23 protein-coding genes are annotated in these 24,588 nt (G+C 72.9%); 20 read left to right on the top strand and 3 right to left on the bottom strand.

Annotated elements, in window-relative coordinates; all coding sequences use genetic code 11:
• The first annotated feature begins 62 nt into the window (after positions 1–62).
• Genes hemA through TTY48_RS08075 form a run of 4 tightly spaced genes read left to right on the top strand, consistent with a single transcriptional unit; the run spans position 63 to position 3,762 of the window.
• Positions 63–1,304 (top strand): 5-aminolevulinate synthase, encoded by a 1,242-nt coding sequence (gene hemA / locus TTY48_RS08090; protein WP_255585581.1) that lies wholly within the window; start codon positions 63–65, stop codon positions 1,302–1,304.
• Entirely contained in the window at positions 1,304–1,789 is a 486-nt protein-coding gene (locus TTY48_RS08085; protein ID WP_220657009.1) for a GNAT family N-acetyltransferase, read from the top strand. Before hemA ends, TTY48_RS08085 begins: the two co-directional genes overlap by 1 nt.
• Positions 1,786–2,838, top strand: coding sequence for a hypothetical protein (locus TTY48_RS08080; RefSeq protein ID WP_220657008.1), 1,053 nt, complete (start codon positions 1,786–1,788; stop codon positions 2,836–2,838). The genes TTY48_RS08085 and TTY48_RS08080 overlap by 4 nt, the downstream gene beginning before the upstream one ends.
• Entirely contained in the window at positions 2,839–3,762 is a 924-nt protein-coding gene (locus tag TTY48_RS08075; protein ID WP_220657007.1) for an alcohol dehydrogenase catalytic domain-containing protein, read from the top strand.
• A gap of 3 nt (positions 3,763–3,765) precedes the next feature.
• Here the strand turns inward: TTY48_RS08075 and TTY48_RS08070 are convergent, their stop codons facing one another.
• From TTY48_RS08070 to TTY48_RS08060, 3 genes are read right to left on the bottom strand one after another with little or no spacing between them, the layout of a single operon-like run.
• On the bottom strand, positions 3,766–6,072 hold the full coding sequence (locus TTY48_RS08070) for a hypothetical protein (protein ID WP_220657006.1): 2,307 nt from the start codon (positions 6,070–6,072) through the stop codon (positions 3,766–3,768).
• Positions 6,069–6,797, bottom strand: coding sequence for an ABC transporter ATP-binding protein (locus TTY48_RS08065; RefSeq protein WP_220657005.1), 729 nt, complete (start codon positions 6,795–6,797; stop codon positions 6,069–6,071). The genes TTY48_RS08070 and TTY48_RS08065 overlap by 4 nt, the downstream gene beginning before the upstream one ends.
• 9 nt (positions 6,798–6,806) lie before the next feature.
• Positions 6,807–7,892, bottom strand: a complete 1,086-nt coding sequence (locus tag TTY48_RS08060) for a hypothetical protein (RefSeq protein WP_220657004.1) — start codon at positions 7,890–7,892, stop codon at positions 6,807–6,809.
• A 615-nt stretch (positions 7,893–8,507) separates the two neighbouring features.
• Between TTY48_RS08060 and TTY48_RS08055 the strand changes: the two genes are divergently transcribed.
• The 16 genes from TTY48_RS08055 to TTY48_RS07980 all read left to right on the top strand — a co-directional run bounded on the left by TTY48_RS08055 (position 8,508) and on the right by TTY48_RS07980 (position 24,566).
• Positions 8,508–9,083: a flavoprotein gene (locus TTY48_RS08055; RefSeq protein ID WP_220657003.1), complete on the top strand. Its 576-nt coding sequence runs from the start codon at positions 8,508–8,510 to the stop codon at positions 9,081–9,083.
• Entirely contained in the window at positions 9,083–11,614 is a 2,532-nt protein-coding gene (locus TTY48_RS08050) for a hypothetical protein (protein WP_220657002.1), read from the top strand. The genes TTY48_RS08055 and TTY48_RS08050 overlap by 1 nt, the downstream gene beginning before the upstream one ends.
• Positions 11,614–12,357, top strand: coding sequence for an SDR family oxidoreductase (locus TTY48_RS08045; RefSeq protein ID WP_220657001.1), 744 nt, complete (start codon positions 11,614–11,616; stop codon positions 12,355–12,357). The genes TTY48_RS08050 and TTY48_RS08045 overlap by 1 nt, the downstream gene beginning before the upstream one ends.
• Positions 12,354–13,568: an aldehyde dehydrogenase family protein gene (locus TTY48_RS08040; RefSeq protein WP_220657000.1), complete on the top strand. Its 1,215-nt coding sequence runs from the start codon at positions 12,354–12,356 to the stop codon at positions 13,566–13,568. The genes TTY48_RS08045 and TTY48_RS08040 overlap by 4 nt, the downstream gene beginning before the upstream one ends.
• Positions 13,568–14,062: a hypothetical protein gene (locus TTY48_RS08035; protein ID WP_220656999.1), complete on the top strand. Its 495-nt coding sequence runs from the start codon at positions 13,568–13,570 to the stop codon at positions 14,060–14,062. The genes TTY48_RS08040 and TTY48_RS08035 overlap by 1 nt, the downstream gene beginning before the upstream one ends.
• Positions 14,052–15,305, top strand: coding sequence for an AMP-binding protein (locus TTY48_RS08030; protein ID WP_220656998.1), 1,254 nt, complete (start codon positions 14,052–14,054; stop codon positions 15,303–15,305). Before TTY48_RS08035 ends, TTY48_RS08030 begins: the two co-directional genes overlap by 11 nt.
• A complete protein-coding gene (locus TTY48_RS08025) occupies positions 15,287–16,303 on the top strand; it encodes a beta-ketoacyl synthase N-terminal-like domain-containing protein (protein WP_220656997.1) in 1,017 nt (338 codons plus the stop codon). Before TTY48_RS08030 ends, TTY48_RS08025 begins: the two co-directional genes overlap by 19 nt.
• A 29-nt stretch (positions 16,304–16,332) precedes the next feature.
• A complete protein-coding gene (locus TTY48_RS08020) occupies positions 16,333–16,620 on the top strand; it encodes an acyl carrier protein (protein WP_220656996.1) in 288 nt (95 codons plus the stop codon).
• Positions 16,617–17,210, top strand: coding sequence for a hypothetical protein (locus TTY48_RS08015; protein ID WP_220656995.1), 594 nt, complete (start codon positions 16,617–16,619; stop codon positions 17,208–17,210). The genes TTY48_RS08020 and TTY48_RS08015 overlap by 4 nt, the downstream gene beginning before the upstream one ends.
• A complete protein-coding gene (locus TTY48_RS08010; protein ID WP_220656994.1) occupies positions 17,207–17,800 on the top strand; it encodes a GNAT family N-acetyltransferase in 594 nt (197 codons plus the stop codon). The genes TTY48_RS08015 and TTY48_RS08010 overlap by 4 nt, the downstream gene beginning before the upstream one ends.
• Positions 17,797–18,243, top strand: a complete 447-nt coding sequence (locus TTY48_RS08005; protein ID WP_220656993.1) for a MaoC/PaaZ C-terminal domain-containing protein — start codon at positions 17,797–17,799, stop codon at positions 18,241–18,243. The genes TTY48_RS08010 and TTY48_RS08005 overlap by 4 nt, the downstream gene beginning before the upstream one ends.
• Positions 18,240–19,826: a thiamine pyrophosphate-binding protein gene (locus TTY48_RS08000; RefSeq protein WP_220656992.1), complete on the top strand. Its 1,587-nt coding sequence runs from the start codon at positions 18,240–18,242 to the stop codon at positions 19,824–19,826. Before TTY48_RS08005 ends, TTY48_RS08000 begins: the two co-directional genes overlap by 4 nt.
• 36 nt (positions 19,827–19,862) lie before the next feature.
• Positions 19,863–21,101 carry a sensor histidine kinase gene (locus tag TTY48_RS07995; RefSeq protein ID WP_220656991.1) on the top strand — a complete coding sequence of 413 codons (1,239 nt, stop codon included), beginning with the start codon at positions 19,863–19,865 and terminating at the stop codon, positions 21,099–21,101.
• Positions 21,098–21,811 (top strand): response regulator transcription factor, encoded by a 714-nt coding sequence (locus tag TTY48_RS07990; RefSeq protein WP_220656990.1) that lies wholly within the window; start codon positions 21,098–21,100, stop codon positions 21,809–21,811. The genes TTY48_RS07995 and TTY48_RS07990 overlap by 4 nt, the downstream gene beginning before the upstream one ends.
• A 106-nt stretch (positions 21,812–21,917) precedes the next feature.
• Positions 21,918–22,844 carry a sensor domain-containing diguanylate cyclase gene (locus tag TTY48_RS07985; protein ID WP_220656989.1) on the top strand — a complete coding sequence of 309 codons (927 nt, stop codon included), beginning with the start codon at positions 21,918–21,920 and terminating at the stop codon, positions 22,842–22,844.
• Between the two features lie 81 nt (positions 22,845–22,925).
• Positions 22,926–24,566 carry an alpha/beta hydrolase-fold protein gene (locus TTY48_RS07980; RefSeq protein WP_220656988.1) on the top strand — a complete coding sequence of 547 codons (1,641 nt, stop codon included), beginning with the start codon at positions 22,926–22,928 and terminating at the stop codon, positions 24,564–24,566.
• Positions 24,567–24,588 lie beyond the last annotated feature (22 nt).

The following is a 24,588-nucleotide window of genomic DNA, read 5'->3' as shown; positions in this document are numbered from 1 at the left end:
CGAACAGCCTCCCCAGCCCTCAGCACTCAGCCCTCAGCACTCCCACGAAAGTGAGTACCGGCGTGACCGAAATCCTGCTCGACACCGTCGATCGCTACGAGACCGTCGCCCGCGGCAAGCTGGACGATCTCCGCGAGAGCGGCAACTACCGGACCTTCGCGAACATCAACCGCCGCGCGGGGGCCTTCCCGGCCGCGGCGATCGGATCGCCTGCCGCCGAGGCCGAGCCCGATGCCGATGTGGTGGTGTGGTGCAGCAACGACTACCTCGCGATGGCGCAGCATCCCGAGGTGATCGCCGCGGCCGAACAGGCGCTGCGCCGGTACGGCGTGGGCGCCGGCGGCTCCCGCAACATCGGCGGCACCAATCACGAGATCATCGCCCTGGAGGGCGTTCTGGGCGAGTGGTTCGGTAAGGAGCGGGCGCTCGTCTTCCCCACCGGCTACGGATCGAACGATGCGGCCCTCGAGGCGCTCAGCCTGGTGTACCCGGATCTGGAGATCTTCAGCGATGAGCTGAACCACGCCTCGATCATCGCCGGTGTCCGCCGCAATCGCAACGGCCGCCACGTCTTCCGGCACAACGATGTCGACGATCTGCGGGCGCAGCTCGCGGCCGCGGATCCGGCCGTGCCGAAGCTGGTGGTCTTCGAATCGGTGTACTCGATGGACGGCGATATCGCGCCGATCGCCGAGCTGCTCGCGGTGGCGAAGGAGCACGGCGCACTGGTCTTCCTGGACGAGGTGCACGCCATCGGCATGTACGGGCCGCAGGGCCGGGGCATCGCGGCCTCACTCGGCCTGCTCGACGAGATCGACATCGTGCAGGGAACACTCGCCAAATCGATCGGCGTGATCGGCGGGTTCATCGCCGGCCGGGACTGGCTGATCGACGCCATCCGCTCGTTCGCGCCCGGCTTCATCTTCACCACGGCGCTCCCGCCCGCCACCTGCGCCGCCGCCCGGCGCAGCGTCGAGATCGTGCGCGGCGCCGAGGATCTGCGCGCCGATCTGCAGGCGAAGACCGAACTGTTGCGGCAGCGGCTGCGCGCGCACGGCATCACGGTGATGGAGGATTCGGTCACGCACATCCTGCCGGTGCGCATCGGCGACCCGCACCGGTGCACCCTCGCTGCGCGCCGGCTGTTCGACGAGTACCGGATCTACGTGCAGCCGATCAACCCGCCGACCGTTCCGGAGGGCACCAGCCGATTCCGGATCAACGTGACCCCGGCGCACACCTACGACCACATCGAACACCTGGCCACCGCGCTGGGCGCGGTGTTCCGGGAGCTGGGCGTCTGATGGCCGCGGTCCTGCAGATCCGCAGTGCCGCGCCGGGAGACGAGGACGATCTCGTCCGGCTGCGAGAGGGACTGCTCACCTCGGATCCGCAGGCGCACTGGGCCTCCGGACCCGATGCTCCCGACTGGATCCCGCACTACCGGGCCCAGCTCGCGGCCGAATTCGCCGACCCGGCCGCCGTGCGCACCTTCCTCGCCACCGACGGCGATGCGGCGGTCGGCACGCTCACCGCGATCGTCGATCACCGTCTCGCGGGCCCGTCGAACCCCACCGGCAGGGCGGGATGGGTGCAGGGCGTGTACGTGGCGCCGCAAGCCCGCGGCCGGGGGATCGCCGCCCGGCTGACCGCCGCCGCCGAGGAGTGGTTCGCCGAGCGGGGCGCCGGCGCGGTGGTGCTGGCCTCGACGCCGGCGGCCGAGCCGGTGTACCGCGGCCTCGGCTACCTCGCGGATTCGGAGACCCACTTCCGGAAGGACCTGCGGTGACCCGCGTCGAGCTGTTCGGCACCGGGTACGAGGGCACCCGCCTGCGTGAGGCCTTGGTGGCGGCCGTCCGGCTCGCCGGCACGGGGGAGGCCGTCGAGTTCCGGGAGTACGGGCGCGCCGATTCCGCGCGGATCGCCGCCTCGGCGCCGGCCGACCGGACTGCGCGGTTCGCCGGCTCGGAGTACTTGATCAACGCCACCAACGATGATCAGCACGACGCCGTCCTCGACCTGCTGCATCACGCCGACGGCTTCGTGGTCAGCGAGAAGCCGCTGGTGGCCCCCGATCAGACGGTGGCCGAGGGCTGGTCGTCCGCGTGGTCGGGACGGGATCGCTTCGCCCTCAACACCATAGAGCGGTACTCCGCGGCCGTCTCGTACGTCCGTGATCGGGTGGCGGCGGCCGAGCTGCGGGTAGCGCGGGTGAACTTCGTATGGGCCAAGAACAGGTTCGACGATCCGCGGCCCACCGTCGGCGTGGTCTCCGAGGTGATCCACCCGCTCGATCTCGCGGTGCATCTCGTGGGCGGCGATCTGGCGCAGGTCCGGCTGAGCTCCGCCACGGTGATCGAATCCGATTACGCGGCCGCGGGAACGGTGCTGCCGGAGTCCGCGCAGATCGCCTTCGAGGTGGGCGGCGCGGTGGTCACCGGCTACTCCAGCTTCGGCCATCCGAGCCGCTCCCGGGTCGTGGAGATCACCGCCGAGGGCGCACGCGGTGAGCGCGAGTACTTCGAGCTGCGGTTCGACGATCCGGCCTGGGACTACGACCGGCTGCGGCACTGGTCGACGGCGGGGACGGTGCCGCCGGTGGAGCTGGATTTCACGCCGCCGGCCGACGGTTCGCCGGTGGGCGCCGCGAAGCTGGTGCGGTTCTGGCTGGATGTCCTGGACGGCAGGTTCGGCCGCCGGTACGCCGGATTCGACGATGCGGTGCAGCTGCAGCGGCTACTGGGCGAGATCTCGCGGAGCGTGCGAGCGGAGGCGGTATACGGTGGGGGGCAGGCTCGGTCGACCCTCGACCGTCTCGACTCCGAACGGCTGGGATAGGTGACATTCGCTGGACCGTGCATCGGCTTCCGCGGCTACGGCGGGCCCGAGGTGCTCACCGAGTTCGACGATGAGAAGTCGGCGTCCGGTCCCGGGCGGGCGGTACTGCGCAGCGCCTTCTCCGGGGTCAACCCCGTGGATGTGAGCTTTCGGACCGGGCGGATGGACGCCTTCGTCGGTGACACGGCGAGCGGTTTCGTGCCGGGTATGGAGTGTGTGGGCGAGGTGGTGTCCTCCACCGCACCCGGTCTCCCGGTGGGCGCCGTGGTGAACGCGCTCACGCTGCCCGGCGTCACCGCGCATGCGGGGAGCTACGCGGCGTACGTGGAGGTCGATGCCGAGCGCGCCGCCGTCGTGCCCGCGGGCCTGCCCGCCGAGGCCGCGGCGAGCATCCCGCTCAACGGCGTCACCGCCTCGTCGATCCTGCAGGCCCTCGGCCCGGGGTCGCGCACGGTGGTGGTGACCGGTGCCGCCGGTGCGCTGGGACGGTTCCTCGTGGTCGCCTCCGCCGCCGCAGGACACCGGACGGTCGCGCTGGCGCGGGAGGGCGACGATGCCCTGCTGCGTGGTCTCGGCGCCCACCAGCTGCTCACGGACGGTACCGCCGGTGGTGTCGACGAGCCCGATGTGATCATCGACGCCGCGAACCTCGGTGCCGCACTGTCGGAGCGGTTCCGGTCCGCCGAGACCGTGGTCCGCGTGCGCGCCGACACCGAGTACCCGCTGCCGCATCGCCGCCTGGTCACCGCGAACGTCCGCGAGGCGGCCGGTGCCGCGGCGCACATCGCCTGGTGGAACGCGCGCATCATCGACCAGCCGGAGGTGATCGGTCCGATCGAGTGCTTCGGCCCGGGTGAGGCCGGACGGGCACAGGAGCGGCTGTCGGCCTCGCGCCGGCGGGGCCGCATCGTGCTGCGCTGGTGACCGTCAGAAGCTGATCCGCCGCAGCACGCCGAGCGAGGTGAGCACGTACACCGCGACCCCCACCGCGGTGAGGGCGAGGAACGCCGAACCCACGAGGCGGGGGTCCACCACGATGTCGCTCAGTCCCGAGCTCGCGAGGTAGCGGCCCACGCCGATCCCGGTCACGATGCCCGCCGCCAGGCCGGCGATCACGCTGAGCACCGCGATCGCGGTGGCCTCCACGGCGATGGTCGCCACGATCCGGCCGCGCCGCAGCCCGAGGCGGGCCAGGGCCCGCCACTCACCGCTGCGGCCCGCGTTGAGCACCCCGAGCACCACCGCGAGCGCCAGCAGCAGACCGAGGCTGGAGATCGCCGAGAGCTGTTGCAGCGCAGCGAGGATCTGCCGGGACTCGCGGGCCTGCTGGATCTGGTAGTCGCCGATGGAGCGCACGGTGCCGGTGGGCACCGCGGGGCTCAGCGCTCCCTGGAGATCGGATTGCGGTGGCGCCGTCATCAGCACGTAGGCGTACCGCGATCCGGGGTTCGCGGCGATCACGAAGTCGCCGAGGGTCGGCGCGTCGGCGTACACGCCGCCCACCCGGTACTCGGTCCCGGCGATCTCCGCGGTGCCGCCGGTGCGCGCGCCGATCCGCTTCGCCGTCGATTCCGACAGCAGGGCTCCGCCGGGAGTGAGACTCTGTGTTCCCTCGCGCAGGGTCACCAGCAGTGCCCCGGCGTCCAGTGATCCGTCGATCGCGATGCCGCTGAGGGGCCCGCCCGATCCGGTCACCTGCTGCGGGCTCACCGCCAGCACCGTGCCGGGACCCGGCACCGCCCGCAGCGCGGTGACATCGGCCTGATCGATCTCGAAGCCCGCCTTGGGTTCCGCCACGAACTGCGCGCCCACGTTGGCGTCGATCTGCCGCGAGATCGATGCGTTCGTCGACGAGGCGAACACCGAGACCACCGCCACCAGACTGGAGACGAAGACGAGGAAGGCCACCACCACTCGGGCCTGGGTCCGGGCGCGCGCGATGCCGCCGAAGCCGAACCAGGGCAACAGCACCCCGCGGAAGGTGCCCACGCTGCGCAGCCTGCTCACCAGGGTCAGTAGGGGTGCGCACAGTGCGAAGGCGCCCAGCACCAACAGGCAGTGCCCCACCACGATCCAGGTGAACGCCCCACCGGGCGGATGCAGCACGAGGTAGCCGCCGCCGGCCACCAGCGCCACACCGGCGGCGGGCACCAGCGGCACGCCCCGCAGCCGGGAACGTGCGCTCGCCGAGTCCTGCTGCTCCAGCTTCATGCCGAAGGCGAAGGCGCCCGCCAGGACCACCGCGACGAGCAGGGTGGAGCCGAGGAGAGTCGCGGGGGTGGCGCGCATCGCGTCCACGGTGAAGGTGCCCAGCGCGGTCCAGCCCGGGGGAACCACCGCGGCGATCACAGCGAAGACGATGATCGTCCCCACCGCCGCGGCCAGCACGAGCGCGGCGACCTGCAGGGCGAGGATCGCGGCACGCGTGCGCGCGGGAACCCCGAGCCGCCACAGGATCTGCAGTTGTGGGCGCTGATTCATCGCGAGCAGGGTCGCCGCGAAGGCGAGCGCCGCCAGCAGACAGGCCGAGACGATCACCGCGAAGAACTCGGCGATGATCTTGACGAAGCTCGTGGTGGCCACCTGTGCGGCGGCGAGCTGGTCGATGTAGGCCTGGCGCGGAGCGGTGCGGACCTCGGGTGCACCGATCCGCGCGGAATCGGCACCCGGGCCGGACAGCGCCACCGTGGAGAAATCCGCGTCGGTGCCCAGCAGCGTGCGGGCGAGCGCCGGATCGTCGACGGCGAACCGGGTGGTGGCCGCCGAGACCGGCGGCTGCGCCGTGACCCGCACGCGGGTGCGGTCCGGACCCATCACCTCGAAGGAGCCCGCGCCCTCGCCGGGGGTCAGCCGGGATACCCCGTCGGCGAGTCCGGCTCCGGCGCACGGACCCCGAGCCGCGCGGTGATACGCGGGCACCGAGGGGGCGTCCGGAGCGCCCGGTTCGGCGATCACCTGACCGGTGACTTCGCCCACGGCGCACACCCCGGCCGGCACCCCGGCGAGGGCGGCGGCGGGGATCGGCGCCGGGGCGGTGGCGATGACATCACCCTCGGGCACCGTCGCGGCGACGGATGCGCCCACGGCGACGCGCTGCTCCTGCCACAACGTGAGCGGCAGCACCACCGCGACCTGCAGGGCGAGCGCCAGGACCGCCACGAGCACGGCCTGTCTCCCGCTCTGGCGCAGCAGCTTCCACGCCGTCGGGAGGGCGACGCCGGAAGCGGAGGTCACGGCGCGACGCTCCGCTCCGAGAGCTCGATCACCGAACTCACCGTGGGCTTGTCCAGGCTGTGCTCGATGCGGCCGTCACGGATCAACAGCACCCGGTCGGCGAATTCCACGAACTGCGGATCGTGGGTCACGGTGAGCACCGTGATGCCGTGCTCGTCGACGAACCTGCGCAGGATCTCCCGCACCCGACGGGAATTCACGGTGTCCAGCGCACCGGTGGGCTCATCGGCGAACAGCAGGCTCGGCTCGCCCAGCAGGGCCCGGGCGCACGCCACCCGCTGCTGCGTCCCACCCGACAGCTCCTCCGGTACGCGGTCGGCGTACTGCGAGATCTCCAGCGACTCGCACACCGCCTCGAACCGGGCCGGATCCACCTCCCGGCCGGCGGCGCGCATCGGCAGCGTGATGTTGTCGCGCACGCTGAGCGCCGTGAGCAGGCCGTAGTCCTGGAAGATGTAGCCGAAGTGCCGCAACCGGTAGTCGGCCAGTGCCGATGCGGAGAGGGCGTACAGGTCCTGCCCCCCGGCCTCGACGGTGCCGGCGGTCGGCGCGTGCAGGCCGCCCAGCGAGGTCATCAGTGTGGTCTTGCCGGAGCCCGACGGGCCCATGATCACCGTGAGAGTGGATTCCGCGATCTCCACGTCCACATCGTTCACGGCGAGGAACCGCTCGCCCGCGTTCTCGAACGCGACCTGCAGGCCGCGTCCGCTCACCGCTGCTGTCATCGGAGCTCCCTACTGCTGGGCGGACTCGACGAGAAGCCTCCGGGTCAGGGGATTGGTGCCCAGGCCACTCGCCCGCCACGGTACGTCGACGGTGCCGGACGTGCGTCCCCCATCCGGGGGATGCACGCTCCAGGCGAGGGAGTAGTCCAGGCAGTGACCGCCGGCGCCGTGCTGGGATGTGGCCCTGACATCGACGACGGTGCCCGGCGCCACCTCGACCGGCGCGGGCAGGGGAACGATCACCGGGAACCAGCTGGTCTCCTCGGTGAGACTGTCCACCACCGCCTCTCCCACCAGGACGCGCACGCTGAGCAGCAGTGAGTCGAGCGTGCCGGGCGCCGTCACGTGCAGCCGCGCGGTGGTGGTGACGTGATCGGCGCGGGTGCCCCGGTAGCTGCCGACCTCGATCACCCCGCCGTCGGTGAGCAGCCCGTCGGTCACGTAGGGCCCCACCGCGCACAGGCGCGGGTCGAGATCGGCCCCGGCCAGATCGCGCAGTTGTTCCAGGTAGGGGATGGCCGTGGGTGGGAAGGCCGGCGGCTGACCGGCGGCGGTGCGGGCGAAGCTGAATCCGCGGACCTCGGTCTCCCAGCCGCCGGGCAGGACGATCAGATCGGGATTGTCGATCCGGGCGACCTCGGAACCGATGGTCTCCGCGGCGCCCTCGCTGCCACCGATGGTGCCGATCACCTCGGCGACCAGCACGTCGACGCGGCCGGTGAAGGCCCGGTACTCGTCCGGCGAGAGGACCGAGACCGATTGCGAGCGGCCCTCGTCGGCGATCAGACGGCGCGCCCGGTCGCGGACCTCGGGCAGGTACTCGACCGCCAGCACTCGGCCCGCGCCGAGGTCGTCGGCGAGCCGCGCCCACGGGGCCAGGGCGCCGCAGCCCAGCTCGACCACGGTGTCGCCGGGGCGGACGGCGGCGCGCATTCCGTGCGTGAAGGCGTCCACACGGAAGCGGTCGGCCATCATCACCTCGTAGGCGGTGGCGTCGTAGATCGGGTACTCGCCCACCGAGGGGAAGACCAGGCCGCGGCCCTCGCGCTCCTCGGGATCCACCACGCGCCAGGGAAGGTTCACGCTCGCGGTCATCGTCGCCCTTCGTCGGGAGTTGCAGGACAGTCGGAGTCTGCCCCCGGAAAGTGATCCACGCCACGTGCTCGTCGTTTGGACTCCTACTTTTGGTGGATAACTAGCCGCGCGAACGAGAGGCTCGTCGAGGGCGGCTCGGCGCGGCCGCCGAGCCGGTCCCGCCTGCCCCGTGCGGGCCGCGGGCTGCGGGAACGCCGCTTTTTCATACGTCGTAGAAAACCGGCGCTGTCGAGCCCGCCTCAGGTGAACGAAAAATGAACGCCCGGTGACGATTCGGCTGAGAGGGGAGGTCACGGGCGTACCGGGGAAGGGGCGGCGGCCGCGGTGCCGGACCGGGGAATCGGTGATTGTGGGCGCGGGCACGGCCTGGTTAGCGTCGCGTCGGCGGGCAAGCCGCCCGCCGCCTCGAGAAACATCCGAAAGGAATCGCGATGATCGACGTCACCGACATCACCACCCTGCAGGCGTTCGAGTCGGACTCGGCCACCTCCGAGCTGCTCGCCTCGATCTCGAGCAACGGCTGCTGATTCAGCCACACCCGGCGACGGGCGCTCGGCCCGCTGTTCACGCCACCGAGCGCCCGTCACCAAACATCCGCGCAGAAGGGAGTCGGCCGTGCATCTGGTCCTGTTCGGAACCGGTGCGCTCAACGCCTGCCACCTCCCCCTCGGCGTGAGCTGGTTCCGCGCCAACCGATCCGACGACACCCTCCGCGTGGTGCTCAGCCGTCACGCCACCCGCTTCGTCTCCCCGCTCGCCTTGTCGGCCCTGTCGGGATCCACCGTCGCGATCGACGAATGGGACGACCCGGGCTTCGCCGAGGAGGGGATCGCCCCGCACACCGGTGTGCTCGCCGACGCCGATGCGGTGGTGATCTACCCCGCCACGCTCCACACCATCGGCCGGCTCGCCGGGCTCGACGCCGCCACCCCGATGCTCAACGCCCTGCACTGCACCGATGCCCTCATCGCCGTTGCCCCGAACCTGCCGCCCGGAGCCGAACGCAACCCCGCCGTGCAGCAGGCGCTCGCCGGACTCACCACCCGAGACAACGTGCTCCTGATCGACCCGGTGGTGCGTCCCAGCCTCTCCACCGGCGCCGACTCCCATGTGGCGCCGCCCTTCTGGGAGGTCGTGCCCGCCATCGAGGCGGCCCTCGCCGGAACGCCGGACGTGAGGGCGAGCGCCTGATGCGTGACTACCTCGCGACCCTCGCCGATCCGGCCTTCTACGGTCCCCTCGGGCAGTGGCGGCTGCGCCGGCCCGAGCTCTTCTCACCCGAGTTGCCCCGCGGTGACGTCCCGCTCGACGCCGTACCCGCCACGTGGACCCGCACCGTCAAGGGGCCGTGGACGGTGCTCGCACCCGCCGGACATCGACTCGAACCGCAGGGCTGGAAGATCCACCTCGCGCCCGCCGTTCCCGAGGCGGCGACCGCGATCGCGCGGACCGTCGAACACTGCGTTCGCCGCGGCGTCGCCTTCAAGGTGCTCTCCCGGCTCGAATTCGTCTGGGCCGTCAACGGCAAGTACGCGCCACGGCCGAGCAGCGGGAAGGCAGTGGTGATCTACCCCGACGCCGATCCCAGCGCACTCGCCGCCGAGCTGGTCGAGCTGCACCGCGACGTGCCCGGGCCGCGGGTACTGGGCAGCCACCGCATCGGCGAGAGCATCGTGCACCTGCGCTACGGCGGTTACACCGCCCGGTACACGCCGGGTCCCGACCGCGAACCGGTGCTCGCGATCCGCAGCACCGCAGGCGATCTCGTCCCGGACGTGCGGGATGTGGTGCCCCGCACCGTTCCCGGCGTGCCGCTGCCCCGGATCCTGCGCGATGCGCCGCCGCCCCGCCCCGCCGAACGGACCGGTGAGCGCCGCTACCGGATCACCGGCGCCCTGCACTACTCCAACACCGGCGGCGTCTACCGCGCGGTCGAGGAGACCTCGGGAACCGAGGTGGTGCTCAAGGAGGCGCGCCACTACACCGGCTACGACGCGGCGATGGACGATGCGCCGCAGCGCCTCGCCCGGCAGGCGCGGACCATGACCGCGCTCGCCGACGTGGCCGCGGTTCCCACCGTGATCGAGACCTTCACCCAGGGCGGAAGCGACTTCCTGGCATACGAATTCATCCCCGGGTCCACTCTCCAGGAGTGGGCCGCGGCGCGGCATCCGGCGCTGCTGCTGCGCGCCCCCGGGGCCGCCGTCGCACCGGCGGACGCCGCCGCGTACACCGACACCGTCGACGATGCCGTGCGCCGCCTGCGCGCCGTCGTCGACGAGATCGCCGCCGCCGGTCACGTGGTGGGTGATCTGCATCCGGGCAACGTGATCGTGGGGCCCGACGGCGAGCTCGGACTGATCGATCTGGAAGCGGCCCACCGCATCGATGCCGCGGAGGGCGCCGGACGGTTCGTGGGCGCCACCGGCTTCTACGACGACGCCCGCCGCGGCACCGCGCTCGACGACTACGGCCTCGCCGCCACCGAGCTGTACCTGCACAACCCCGTCGTGGCGACCGCCGGCTACCTGCCGGGCGCACTGGGCCGGTCGGTGCACCACGCCCGCCGCGTCCTGAGCCGCGACCAGGTCTGGGCCACCGAGCTGTGCGCGCGGCTCGGCGCCGACCCCGCCGCACCGATCGACCCCGGAGCCGCCGTCACCGGGCTGCTCGACGGCCTCGCGGAGACCTGGGAGACCGACGACGGACCCTTCCACGGCGCACCGGAATCCGATCAGCCCTTCCACGACGTCTCCCTCGGCTCCGGCGCACCCGGCTCCGCGTACGCCCTCCTCGCGACCGGCCGCGCACCGTCGGGCCTCACCGAGCGCTACGCCGCCTGGCTCGACCGCCGCGCCGACGATTTCGGCGCGCTCGGCGCGGGCCTGCTCGACGGCTGGTCGGGCAACATCCTGGTGGCCGAGGCGGCCGGGCTCACCGACCGCGCCGACCACCTGTACGCCCACCTGCTCCGGGTGCTGGACCCGGAGACCGCGCCGCTGCGGCTGCGTTCCGGTCTGGCCGGCGCCTTGGCGCTGAGCCTCGGACGCCGCATCGGCTCGGGTGGCGACGAGGTGGAGCGGTACGCCGATGTGCTCGCCCGCCGCGCGGTCGACGAGCTGCTCGACACCGGTGCACCTGCGGGCGGTCTGCTCGACGGCCGGGCCGGGATGGCCCTGGTCCTCGGCCGCGCCGCCCGGCTGCTCGACAAGCCCGATCTGCTCGACGTATCCCGCCGGCTGCTGCACCAGGAACTGGATTCCTATGTGCCGCACCGGTCCGGCGCGTTGTTCCACTACGACGGCAAGCACCGCATCCTCGGCTACCTCGACCGGGGCAACGCCGGAACCGTCCTGGCCGCGGCCGAACTCCGGGACCAGCTCGACGTCTCCGACGAGCAGTTGCGCCGCATCCTGCAGGGTGCCGGTGCCGCCGTCGGCGTCTCGCCCGGGCTGTACCGCGGCCTGTCCGGCGGGCTCGCCGCCGCCGCCCAATTGGGCCGCGCCCCGGGACCGCTCGCCGCGGAGGCGTCCGCGGCGGCCGCCCGTCAGGCCGAGGCGGTGACCTCGTTCCTCGGCCGCACCGCCGACGGCCGGCTGCGCGCACCGAGCGAGCTCGCGCTGCGCGCCTCGTCCGACTACGCCACCGGCGCCGCCGGGATCGCGCTCGCCCTCGCCGCCGCCGCGGATCCGGCCGTGCACTGGCTGCCGGGGGTGTTCTGATGGGCACGGTGGTGGTGACCGGCGGGTCGCGCGGAATCGGTGCCGCCACTGTGGCCCTGCTCGCCGCCCGCGGCCACGACGTGCTGTTCTGCTACCGCGAGAAGGAGCGCCGCGCCGAGACGGTGCGCGCCCGCGCCCGGACCGCCGCACCCGGCGCCCGGATCGAGGCGGTGCGCGCCGACATCACCACCGAGGACGGGCTGCGCACCCTCACCCGCGCCGCCGAGGGCCCGCTGACCGGCCTGGTGCTCAACGCCGCCGGGGGCATGGAACAGCCCGATCCCGGGTACGCCGAGCTGCTCAACGCCGACGCCCAGGTCGCCGTGCTCGATGCTCTGGTGGGCGGGCTCCGGCCGGCCGGCCGGGTGGTGTTCCCCACCAGCCTGCAGTCGCACCGGTACGGCCTGATCCCCGAGTTCGACTCCTACCGGCGCGTGGCGCGATCCAAGCACCGCGGCGAGCAGCTGGTGCGGAACCGCTGCGCCGAGTACGGGATCCGCTGCACGGTGGTGGTCAGCGACATGGTCGAGGGCTCGCCCGCCGCGCTGCTGATGGACCTGCGGGAACCCGCGGCCGCACAGGAGCGCCGCGAGGCCGCGCTCCGCTCCGGGGTGCCCCTGCCCACCGTCGCCGATGTGGCCGAGGCGCTCACCGCCGCCGCCACCGGCAGCGCGCCCGACACCGTCCACGTCCCCTACGCACCGTCGCACCACGCCGTCCCCGATCGAGAGGAAGTGTCATGACGACATCGCCGTTCGACGTACTCGAGGCCCGCGCCGCCGCGGCCGCCGTCGCCGGTGGCGCGATCGCGGACGTCATCGAGGCGCGTGCCGAGCAGGTGATCGAGGCCCTGCGGCCGATCGCCGGCGATGCCAGCATCCGGGCCGAACTCGACGATGCCGTGGCCCTGCTGCGCACCGCGGACGTCGAGGCCGACCGCTACGCCTTCGCGAACCCCGCGACCCCGCTGCGGGTGTACCTCCCCGCCAACAACACCCTCTACAGCCTCGCGCTGTTCGTCCTGCTGCCCGCGCTCTACCTCGACGACGTGATGGCGCGGCCGTCCACCCGCAGCAAGGCGCAGTACTTCGCGCTCCGCGACATCCTGGGGGAGGCCTTCCCCGCCACCGCCCGCCTCGTGGACTACTCCCAGCGCGAGTTCGCCGACCTGTCGGCCGGTGCCGCCGTGGTCTTCAACGGGCGCCCGGAGAACGGCATGCGGCTGGTCGATGTGATCCGGCCGTCGGTCTTCCTCGGCTTCGGTGCCGGCCCGAACCCCGCCCTGATCGGCGCCGATGCGAGCGCCGAACAGCTCGACCTGGCCGTGCACGCGGTGGTGGAATCCCGCCTGTACAACAACGGCGAGGACTGCCTGTGCCCCGATCTGGTGCTGGTGCACCGCGCCGTGCGCACCGCCTTCGTCGACCGGCTGATCGCGCGGCTCGAACAGATCCCCGCGACCGGCGACCGCACCGCCCCCGGCCTGGTGAACGGGTTGCTGTCCGGTACGGATTCGGTGACCGGCCTCACCGAGCAGCTGCAGCAGTACCCGCGCCCCGAACTGTGGCGCGGCCGGTCGATCGACGCACCCGAGCACCACCCCGTGGTGGTGCGCGAGGCCTCCCTCGCCGATCTCGGCGAGGAGATCCCCGAATACTTCGGGCCGGTCTTCGATCTCGTGACCTACGACGGCTTCCCCGATGTCGAGGCGGCGCTGTCGACTCCCGCCCGGCGCGCGGACGGTATGTACGCGTGGGGATTCGGCGAGACCGGGCTCGACGGCCGGGAACGCCTGGGCACCGCCCGCGTGATCGGCGCACGCACCCCGTTCGAGGCCGAATCGGGGCACGAGCCCTTCGGCGGCTGGGGACACCGGGCGTCCTGGGCGTCCGTCGCGGGCGCGGCGCCCGTGGGGCGGCCCCTCCTCCTCGCTGACGAGATGGCGGCCCGCTGATGCCCCTCGCCACGAAGAAGGCCGAGCCCAAACCGCCGCTGCCGGTGGGGGAGCCGCTCGCCGCGACCGTCCCCGGCGTCACGCTGCTGAACTGGCCCGGCGCCATCGGCAAGGTGCTCGCCGAGGCGCTCGACCGGCTCGACGCGGACACGGACAAACTGCACGCCGTGCTGGTGCTCGCCGCACCCGACCTGATCGACTGGGCCGCCGCCGAATACGCGGAGGCCGAGCGCGCCGATCGGCCCACGCTGCCCACCGAGGTGCTCAACGCGGACGGCTGCCGCGTCTTCGGCCGGGCCACCCGGCTCGGCTGGTCGGGGCCCGCCCTCGCGCTCTCGTGCACCGCCGATGCCGCGGACGACATCGCCGGGGCGCTCGCCACCACCAGCGGCGCCCGCTACAGCCTCATCGCCGACGCCCGGCTCACCGGCCCGGACCCGGTGGAGGGCAGCATCTTCGAGGTCACCGTGATGAGTACCGACCATGGCCGCTGACCTCGCCTTCCTCGCCCCGCCCGAGCCGCACGCCCTGCTGCGGGCGCACCGCGCCGCCCGCGCAGCGGACCTGCCGCTGATCCTCGGCTCGCCGGCGCAGCAGCGGGTCACCTTCGGCGCACCGTCGAGCGCGGACACGCCCACGGTGCGCCTGACGCAACCGATCCCGGACGTCCTGGTGCTCGCCGCCACCTCCGGCACCAGCGGGCGCACCACCTTCGTCCCCTGGACCGAGTCCGTGCTCGACTATCAGGCCCGGGCCACCGTCGAGCGGATGGGCACGGGGCCGGACACCCGCTACGGCCTCGCGGTGAGCCCCGCCAGCGCCTACGGCTTCTCCGTGGTCAACCTGACCGCGCGCTGCGGCGGCACCCTCGAATTCTTCGCGGCCACCGACCACGCCGCCATCACCCGCGCGCTGCTCGACCGGCGCATCGACACCCTCGACACCATCCCCGGCGTCTGGCGCTACCTCGCCACCGCCGCGGAGACCGACCCCAAGCTGGCCCGTGCGCTCCGCCGGCTCACCGTGCGCGGTGTGGGCGGAGAGGTGGTCCCGCACAGCCTGCTCGACCGGTACGAGCGGCTCGACGCGCCCCTGCACAACGGCTACGGACTCACCGAGGCCGGACCGAACGTGAGCATCTCCTGCGGCGACGGATACGGCCGGCGCACCGCGGGACTCCCGCTCACCGGCACCGCGGTACGGATCGGCCACGACGGTGCCGTGCAGGTGCGCGGCCCCGGCGTGACCGGATCGGTGTACCTGCCCGACCGGGGGCTGCGCGCCGACCCCGCGGTCGCCGCCGACGGCTGGCTCGACACCGGCGACATCGGCACCGTGGACGCCGCCGGGAGGCTCACCCTGCTCGGGCGGGCCGACGGCCTGTTCGCCGGGCACGGACGCAAGCTGCACGCCAGCGTCATCGAGGACACCGTGCGCGATGCGGTGCCCGCTGACACCGAGGTGATCGCCCTGCAACTGGACCCGCTCGGCTCCGGCGCACCGCGGGTGGTGATCGCGCTCGTCGATCCGGACGATGCCGTCCCCGGCGGCGTCGTCGATCTCACGGCGCGGCAGCGCGCCCTGCCCATCGAGTTCCGGGTCCGCGATGTCGTGCGGGTGCCGCGATCGGCGACGGTGCGCACCGGATCGGGCAAGCTCGACCGGAACCACCTGGCCGCGTTGGCCTCCGGGATCATCCGCGCCCGAGAGGAGCAGCCGTGCGCACGCGTGTCCTAGCGTGGGAGGGGCGCTATCCGCGCACCGGCCCACTGCGCAGCACCGCCGAACCCTTCCGCGGCTCGCCCCGGGTGACGCCCGTCGACGCCGATACTTCCCGCGCCGATCAGCTCCGCGACTGCGTGGACGCCGTGCTGCGGACGGCGGGTGGCGCCGTACCCACCGTGGTGCTCACCGCCTCGCAGGCCGCCGGACACCGTCGCCCCGACAACCTCGACGAGTACGGCACCCCCGCCGGGCGGCTCAGCCCCGCGCTCGCCGGCCTCCCCGAGACCCTGGTGAGCCACGCCTGCGCCTCCGGCGGCATCGCCCTCGCCCTGGGCGCCGCCCTCGTGGACTCCGGCCGCGCCGACCGCGTCCTGGTGCTCGGCGCGATGCGGCCGCGGTTCATCGAATCCGCCGCCTTCCGCAGTGCCGGGGCGCTCGCACCCGGCCCGTCGTGCCGGCCCTTCGACGCCGCCGCCGACGGCACCGCGCTCGGCGGCTTCACCGGCGCGGCGCTCCTGGGCACGGGCGATCACGGTCCGGCCCTGGCAGGGGCGGGGATCCGGACCCTCGGCAGCGGAGCGCAATCCGACCGCGGCAGCCAGGCCGAGTGCATGCGCGCGGCGATCGACGGTACGGGCCTGCGCCCCGATTTCGTGGCCGCCCACGCCACCGGGACCGTGCACGGCGACCGCGTGGAACTCGACGCGGTCTCCGATGTCGCGACCGACCTCGGCGATACGCTGCCCGTGACCTCCTGCAAAGGCGCACTGGGCCATTCGGTGCACGCCGCCGGACTCGCCTCGGCGATGTTCGCGCTGGAGGCCCTCGCGAGCGGCATCGTGCCCGGCACCGCGCGGTGCGCCGATCCGCTCACCGCGGGGCACGCCACCGTGCTCACCGAGAACGACGAACTCACCGCCCCCGCCGCCACCACCGCGCTGGTGAACGCCTTCGGCTTCGGCGGCAGCTCCTGTTCGCTGCTGCTCCATTGGGATCGCTCGACCGAGTGACCCCCGACCAGAGATCGAAAGGAATCACCATGTCCGACACGCACACCACCACCCTCGGCGCCGACTCCGACGCCGCCGACTTCCACCGGCTGGTGGCCGGCGAGGTCGCCCGGATCAACGATCTCGACGCCGAGGACGTGACCGTCGAGGCGGCCGACTCGCTGGTCGACGACCTCGGTCTCGACTCCCTCGGCATTCTCGAACTGGTGCTCCAGGTGCAGGCCCGCTACGGCGTGGACCTCGCCGAGGACCAGGTCCGCGAGGCCGAGACGGTGGCCCAGTTCTGGGCCCTCGTGCAGCGCTCCGCGGCGGCGTGAGCGTGGGCGTCGTCAGCCCGGTGCTGGACGCCGAGTCGGCGACCGCCGCGGCGGCGGTCCTGGTGGGCAACCCCGGATCGCTGGTCGCCACGCGCGGTCCGCAGTGGGTGCAGGAGGACACCGCCCGCCGCCTCGTCGCCGATGCGGCGATCACCTTCCTGGTGGACGGTGGAGCGGCCGTCGTCCTCGCCGACCGCATGCAGACCCCCGGACACCTCCGGCTCGCCGTGGCCCCCGCGGCCGACGAGGCACTCACCCCGCAGCTCCTGGACACGGCGTTGCGCGAGGTGATCGTCTTCCTCGCCGCCTCCGTGGATCTGGTGCGGATCGACCTCGCCTTCGGCGTGTACAACGAGCTGTTCGTGGAGTGGGCGCTGGCGGCCGAGCCGGTCCGGTTCGAGGGAGTGCTCACCGATGCCTACTTCGCGGGCGGCCGCTACTGGGACGGCGTGATCGTGGCCGTCACCGGCCTCGCCCTGGAGGGCTTCCGCGAGCACGAGGCGTCCACCCTCGAACTCCGCATCGCCGACCGGCTGCGCCGCCGGATCCGCGCCGACCTGCAGACCGACCCCGTGGAGGCTCCCGCGTGATCCGCGGCATGTGGACCGAGATGACCGTGGGCACGGGGACATCCGTGCACCGGCTGAGCGGCACCGAGGACTTCGCCCGCTCCGTCCACGACGCGGACGCGCGCCGGCTGTTCGCCGGATCGGGCATCGACCTGTTCGCCTGGAGCGAGGAGCAGGTCGAGGGTCACGTGCACGGCGCCGTGCTCCGCAAGGACGATCCCGATCGTCGGGTGATCGGGATCTACGACCTCGCCTGGGCGGGCGCCGGCCGGTTCGGTCTGGGCGTGGTCCTCGCCGACCCCGCGGATTGGGGTGGGGGACTGGGCATGGACGCGATGACCGCGCTCATGCGGCACGCCTTCCACAACGAGGGCGCACGCACCTTCGCCATGGCCGCGGGCGTGCACAACGCCAACACCGCCCTGATCCTGGCATCCGGCAAGATCCGACCCGAGGCCCTCTGCGATGCCTCGATCGTGGACCGGGGACGGCTCACCCGCCTCGCGCTCGGGGCGATGACCCGCACCGAGTTCGACGAGGCCGGCTACGCCCCGCCGCCGCTGTCCGACCGCCGGTGGCGCGCCGCGAACGTCACGGTGGGCGCCCGATGACCGCCTCCGTCACCGTGACCCAGCCGATGATCGACGCCTTCGCGGAGATCACCGGCGACCGGCAGTGGATCCATACCGACCCCGCCCGCGCGGCCCGCACCGCCGCCGGCGGCACCGTGGCCCACGGCATGCTGGTCGCCGCGCTGATCCCGCCGCTGGTCGCCGAGGCGATCGACGACTTCGACGAGGTCCGCGCGTTCGAATCGGCCCACGCCGAATCCGCGACGACCGAGGTGATCAACCTGGGCCTCGAACGCCTCGCCTTCGCGCACCCGGTGCCGCCCGGCGGCGTGCTCACCGCCGATGCGCGGCGCCGCCGGGTCGCCGACCGCGGCGCGGAGCTCGACGTGGACGCCGACGTGACCGTGTGGCTGGCGGGCGAACGCCGGCGGATCGCCGCCGCCGGGGTGCTGCGCCTGCGCTACCGGACGGTGACCGCGTGAGCACCGTCTTCGAGCGCGCCGTCGAACTGCTGGGCAGCACCCGGCTCGTGATCGGGGTCGCGGGCGACGAACCCGGCCTCCTCGACGCCGCCGCGGCCGCGGGCGGTCCCTGCGCCGGCTGCCGCGATCAGCGCACCGCCGCCTTCGCCGCCGCCGGCGCCTCCCTGACCAGCGGCGCACCGTCGGTGCTGTGCACGCACGAGGGCCCCGATCTGCTCAACGCGCTGGTCGGCATCTCCGAGGCGCACAGCGCCCGGATTCCGCTCCTGGTGGTCACCCAGACCACGGGATCGCCCGAGGCCGGACGCGGTGCCTTCCAAGGCTTTCCGGTGCACACCTTCGGGCCCGGCCTGTTCCGCTGGACGCACCGCGTGCGCGACGAGGCCGATCTGTACTGGGCGCTGCGCCACGGCGAGACGATCGCCCGGACCGCGGGCGGCCCCGTGCACGTGATGGTCGACGCCGCCATCGGCGCCGCGACCGCCGCTGCATCCGTACCCGCCGCCTCGGTTCCGGCCGCGCCCGCCCGCGCATCGGAGGCCGCGATCGGCGCCGCCGCCCGCCGGCTGCTGGACGCTCGGCGGCCCGTCCTGATCCTGGGCGGCGGCGCCCGCGGCACCGATCCCGCCGCCGTCACGGCGGTCGCCGAGGCCACCGGCGCCGTGGTCCTGGTGACCGCCGCCGGCCGCGGAACCTTCCCCGAGGACCACCCGCACTTCGGCGGCCTCGCCGGGCTCTACCTCGCCCCCGAGGCCGCTGCCGCGCTCGCCGCCGCCGACGAACTGCTCGTGATCGGCAGCGCCCTGGAGGAGACCGCCCGGATGGAGTGGTCCCCGCACCCCGACGCCCGGATCACCCAGGTCGATACCGATCCCACGGTGATCGGGCGCGCCCTCGCCGCGACCGCCGTCCACGGCGACGCTCCCGCCTTCGTGGCCGCGCTCGCGGCGGCACTGGCGGGCAGGGCACCGTCGGCTCCGCAGTCCTGGAGCGGTCTCGCCGCCCTACCGGACGACGGATCGCTCACCGCGCCCGCCGTCTTCCGCGCGCTGAGTGCTGCCCTCCCGGGGTCCGGCATCGAGGTCCTCGCCCAGGAGAACGGGATGGCCGACCTGTGGGGCTACTACGCGCCCGCCCTCCGGCTGCCCACCGGAATCCGCACCCTGGTCCCGGGGGAGCAGACCGCGCTCGGCTTCGGCCTCGGCGCCGGTCTGGGGGCCGCGCTGACCGGCAGCAGGGTGCTCGCGATCGGCGGCGACGGCGCCTTCGGAATGAATGTTCCGACTCTGTCGACAGCCCTGGAGAACCGTGCGACAATCGCGTTCGTCGAGCTGATCGACGGCGGCTTCGGCTGGCCGTCGAGCACCCGTGCCACCGGTGACCCACTGGTGAATTTCCAGGTCCCGAGCGGTGCAGCCGCGCTGGCGGCGGCCACCGGGACGCCCAGCCTGCACGTGACGAACGCAGAGGAGTTGCCCGAAGCCTTCGAGACGATCCTTGCGGAGCGCGGACCCGCGCTGCTGAGTGTTCATCTGGCGCAGCGCCGTCCGTTCCCTCCGCCGAGCGCGTCGCCGGACCCCTGATCGGCTGGCCGGCGACGCTCGCACCCGAGGAGTTCGATGAGTGTCGTTCGGCCGAGATCGGCGTTGCTGCGCAGCGATCTGTCGCAGTCGGCGCTGGCCGCGCTCCTGGCCGCGTTCGGCTCCGTGGCCCTGGCCGCGGTACAGCAGGCCATGGGCGTCGACATGCCCTTCCAGCGGTCGCCCGCGCTCGTCCTGGGTGCGCTCGCGGTGCTCCTCGCGATGGTCGCGGTCTCGACGGTCCGCATCCGCTATCCCGAGGAATCCTTCCTCGGATCCACCCTCCTCATGGCGGTTCTCGCCTTCGGCACCGATGTCGCCGAGTTCGCCGCGACGCCCATCTGGTGGTTCGCCATCGTCACCCTGGCGACCCGGGTACGCGGCCGCCGCCTCGCGCTGCTCGCCACCGTCGGGATCGCCGCCACGATCACCGTGGGCGCCCTGGTGCCCGCCACGGACGGCAGCACCGGACTGACGGTCAGCGTGGTCGCCAACGCGCTGGTGATGTTCGGTGTCTTCCTCATGATCGGCAGCGTGATCGCGCGCGGGCGCGACCGCGCGGACTCCAGCGTGCGGGCCCTGCGCACGGCGCAGGACGAGTACGAGGCGCGGCTCGCCCGTTCCATCGAGGACGAACGCCGCGAGATGGCGCGCGAACTGCACGATGTGGCCGCCTTCCATCTCACCGGCATGCTGGTGCAGGCCCGGGCCGCCGACGCCGTCTACGACCGCGACCGCGAGCGCGCCCGGGAACTGCTGGCCGAGGCCATCGTCCAGGGCCAGCGCTCGCTCGACGGACTGCGGCAGATCGTCGAGGTGCTGCGCTACGCGGAAGACCCGCTGCCGCAACCCACGGTGTGCCAGATCGCGACCCTGGTCGACCAGGCGGCACCGTCGTTCCCCTCGATCGATCTCGACATCGATGTGGACGAGGCCGACCTCGCGGAGGTGGACAGCGGAACGCACCTCACCGCGTACCGGATCGTGCAGGAGTCGCTGGCGAACGCGCTGCGGCACGCGCCGGGGTGCGCCGTCGGAGTGCGGGTGTGGATCGACGATCAGGTGCAGATCCGGGTGCGCAACTCGATACCAAAGCGGAAAGGTTTGGAGCGCAAGGGCTTCGGACTCGCGGGTATGCGCGAACGGGCGAGCCTGGTGGGCGGCACGGTGAGCGCGGGCATCGACCACCGCGGCGACTGGCTGGTACGTGCCTCGCTGCCCCGATGCGGACGCCCGCCGGTGACGATCGCCGCCGACGGAACGGAGAACGTGGCATGAGCGAGCAGTGCCGGATCCGGGTGCTCATCGCCGACGATCAGCCGGTGGTGCGCCAGGGCTTCGAGCTGTTCCTCTCCGCCGACCCCGGGATCACCGTGGTCGGCCACGCCCACAACGGCGTCGTCGCCGTCGAGGCCGCCGCCAAGCTGCAACCCGATGTGGTGCTGATGGACGTCCGGATGCCCCTGCGCAGCGGCCTGTGGGCCGCACGGACCATCCTCGCCGAGCCCGATCCGCCCAAGGTCCTCATCGTGACCACCTTCGCCCTCGACGAGTACCTGTTCGAGGCGCTCGACGCCGGCGCCTCCGGCTTCCTGCTCAAGGACAGCGAGCCGAAGGAGCTCGTCGCCGCCGTCCGCAACGTGGCCCGCGGCGGCGTCTCCGTGGCACCCCGGATCGCGCCCCGGCTGGTGGCCGAATTCGTCCGCCGCAAGCCGGGACGGCCCGCGGCGCCGGAGGTGCCCGAGACCGGGCTGTCGGGACGCGAGCTCGAGGTGGTCGCGCTCCTGGCCCGCGGCAAGTCCAACGACGAGATCGCCCGCACCCTGCACCTCGAGGCGAGCACCGTGAAGAGCCACATCGGCAACATCTGCCGGAAGGTCGGCGTGAAGAACCGGGTCCAGGTGGTGGTCTGGGCCTATCAGACCGGCATCGCGCAGAACCTCGGCGTCGCGGGCCGCGAGGAGGCCTCGGCGGAGGTGCGCCGCTGACCGGTGTGACGCTCCCGACCGGCCACCGGTAGTTTGTTTCTGCAAACTTCAGGATCGTCGAGAGGGAGCGATGCCCGTTCTTCTGCATCCGCGTGAGCATGATCGCGTGGCGGCCGTGCGCGCGCTGCGCATCGTGGGCGCGGATCCCGTCCCCGACCTGGACCGGATCGCCGAGCTCTCCGCGGCGCTGTGCGACGCCCCGTTCGGTTCGGTCAACGTGATCGACTTCGACCGGCACTACACCGTGGCCTCGTACGGTGCGCCGCGCGTCCACGCCTCCCGCGCCGACTCGCTGTGCGCGCTCGCGGTGCTCGACAACCGGGTCGTCTACGCCGTCGACGCCGCCCGGGACGAGCGGTTCCGCGGCAACCGGTACCTCGAGATCGCCGACCCGCCGATCCGGCTCTTCGCCGCGGCACCCATCTGCACGGCCGACGGCCTGCCCGTGGGCACCGTCCGGATCTACGACTCCGAACCGCGGGAGCTCAGCGCGCGTCAGCTGCGCGGCCTGGAGAACCTCGCGGACCTCGCGATGAGCGTGCTCGAACTGCGCAATGCGGCCCGGATGTTGCACAGCACCGCGACCACCGATGCCCTCACCAAGCTGCCGAACCGGCACGCGATGGACTTCATGGTGGCCGAGCGCACCGCCGCCGCGATCCGGATCGTGGCCTACGCCGACTTGGACCGGTTCAAGTCGATCAACGACGGCCACGGGCACCAGACGGGCGACGCCGTGCTCCAGGGCGTGGCGCGCCGGATCGCCTCGGCGATCGGTCCCGACGACGCGGTCTACCGGGTGGGCGGCGACGAGTTCGTCATCACAGCCGTCGACGGCGAGGCCTCTCCCGACGACGTGGCCGACCGGTTGCGGGCCGCCGTCGGTGATTCGCCGATCGTGGTGGACGGAACGCGGATCGCGGTGAGCGCCACCGTCGGTGCCGTGCGCGTGCCCGCCGGTGGCGACGTGCTGTCGGCCATCGACGCCGCCGACGCCGCGATGTACCGGGCCAAGGGGCGCCGCCTGGTCTGACCGGGGACCCGCGTGGGACCGCAGCACCGAATCACATGCATGTAAGACTGGTTCGGTAGGACGATCCACGAAGGAGAATCGATGCACCGCGCGGGCCGAATCGGAACGCTGCTCGTCGCAGGGGCGCTGGCAGCGGGCACCGTCGTCGCTCCCGGCCCCGCCGGGATCGCCGCACCGTCGTACGCCGACCCCGCCCCCGCGCAGTCCCGGATCGTGGGCGCCGCCTGGCAGGGCGATCACCGGGTGGACCTCACCGTCTTCTCCGCGGCGATGGGCGGCAACGTCACCGTGCAGCTGCTGCTGGCGAAGGACTGGCACGCCGACCCCAAGGCGAAGTTCCCCACCCTGTACCTGCTCGACGGCATGCGCGCCCGGGACGATCAGAACGGGTGGCTGCTGGAGACCAATGTCGCGGACTTCTACCGCGACAAGAACGTGACCGTGGTGCTGCCGGTGGGCGGCCAGTCCAGCTGGTACACCGACTGGCGCCGCCCCGACAACGGCAAGAACTACAAGTGGGAGACCTTCCTCGCCAAGGAGCTGCCGCCGCTGCTGCAGCAGCAGTGGCGGGCCACCGAGTCCCGCGCGGCCGCCGGCGTCTCCATGGGCGGCACCGCCGCGTTCACCCTGGCCGCCCGCAACAAGGGGCTCTACCGGTTCGCCGGCTCGTACTCCGGCATCCTGTCGATGAGCTCGCCCGGCACCCCCGAATCGGTGGGCCTGGCCATGCGCGACGCCGGTAACTTCAACTCCGACGCGATGTACGGAGCGCCCGCCGATCCCGCATGGGCACAGCATGATCCGCTCAAGCTCGCCGATCAGCTGCGCGGCGTGAGCCTGTACTTCAGTTCCGGCAACGGCTCGGCACCCGCCACCGGACAGCCCGCCGATCTGCAGGCCATGGCGCTCGAGGTGCTCGCGCGCTCGTCGAACCAGGCCTTCGCCGTGGAGCTCAACCGCAAGGGCATCCCGGCCAACGCGATCTACCGGCCGTCCGGCAATCACAGCTGGCCCTACTGGCAGTTCGAGAACAGCCAGGCCTGGCCGCAGGCGCAGGCCGCGCTCGGCGTGCCGGATGCCCGCCCCTGTGCGGCGGCCGGTGCGATCGGCGAACTGGCGCCCAAGGTTCCGGCGCTGGGCACCTGCGTCACCGTCGAGTACCCGGTGCCCGGCGGCCGCGCCCAGGACTTCCGCGGCGGCCAGATCTACTGGACCGCCGACACCGGCGCCCAGGTGGTGGGCGGCGCGATCGGGGGTGCCTACCTCGGCGCCGGCGGCCCGGGCGGCGCGCTCGGCTACCCGACCGGCGGCGAACAGCCGCTGCCCGATAAGAAGGGCCGCTTCCAGCGGTTCCAGGGCGGCGTCGTGTACTGGTCGCCGCAGACCGGGGCGCGCGCGGTGCGCGGCGCCATCGGCGAGCGGTACGCCGCCGCCGGCTTCGAGCGCTCCCCGCTGGGACTGCCCGTCTCCGACGAGCAGCGGCTGCGGACCGGCAACGGCGCCTTCCAGCGGTTCCAGGGCGGCGTCGTCTACTGGTCCCCGAAGACCCCCGCCACGGTGGTGCCGAACGGCCCGATCTTCGCCGAATGGGGCCGTCAGGGCTACGAGGCCGGACGCCTCGGCTACCCCGTGGCCGACGCGACGCCCGCACCCGGCGGGCTCGAGCAGCGGTTCGAGCGCGGCGTGATCGCGCTGGTGAACGGGGCGACGGAAGTGCGTTGACCGCCTATCCGAGGGTTGCCGG

Source organism: Tsukamurella sp. TY48 (genome assembly GCF_019656655.1).
Lineage (GTDB): Bacteria > Actinomycetota > Actinomycetes > Mycobacteriales > Mycobacteriaceae > Tsukamurella > Tsukamurella strandjordii.
The sequence above is the reverse complement of the archived record's forward strand: the minus strand, read 5'-3'. Positions and strand labels throughout refer to the sequence as shown.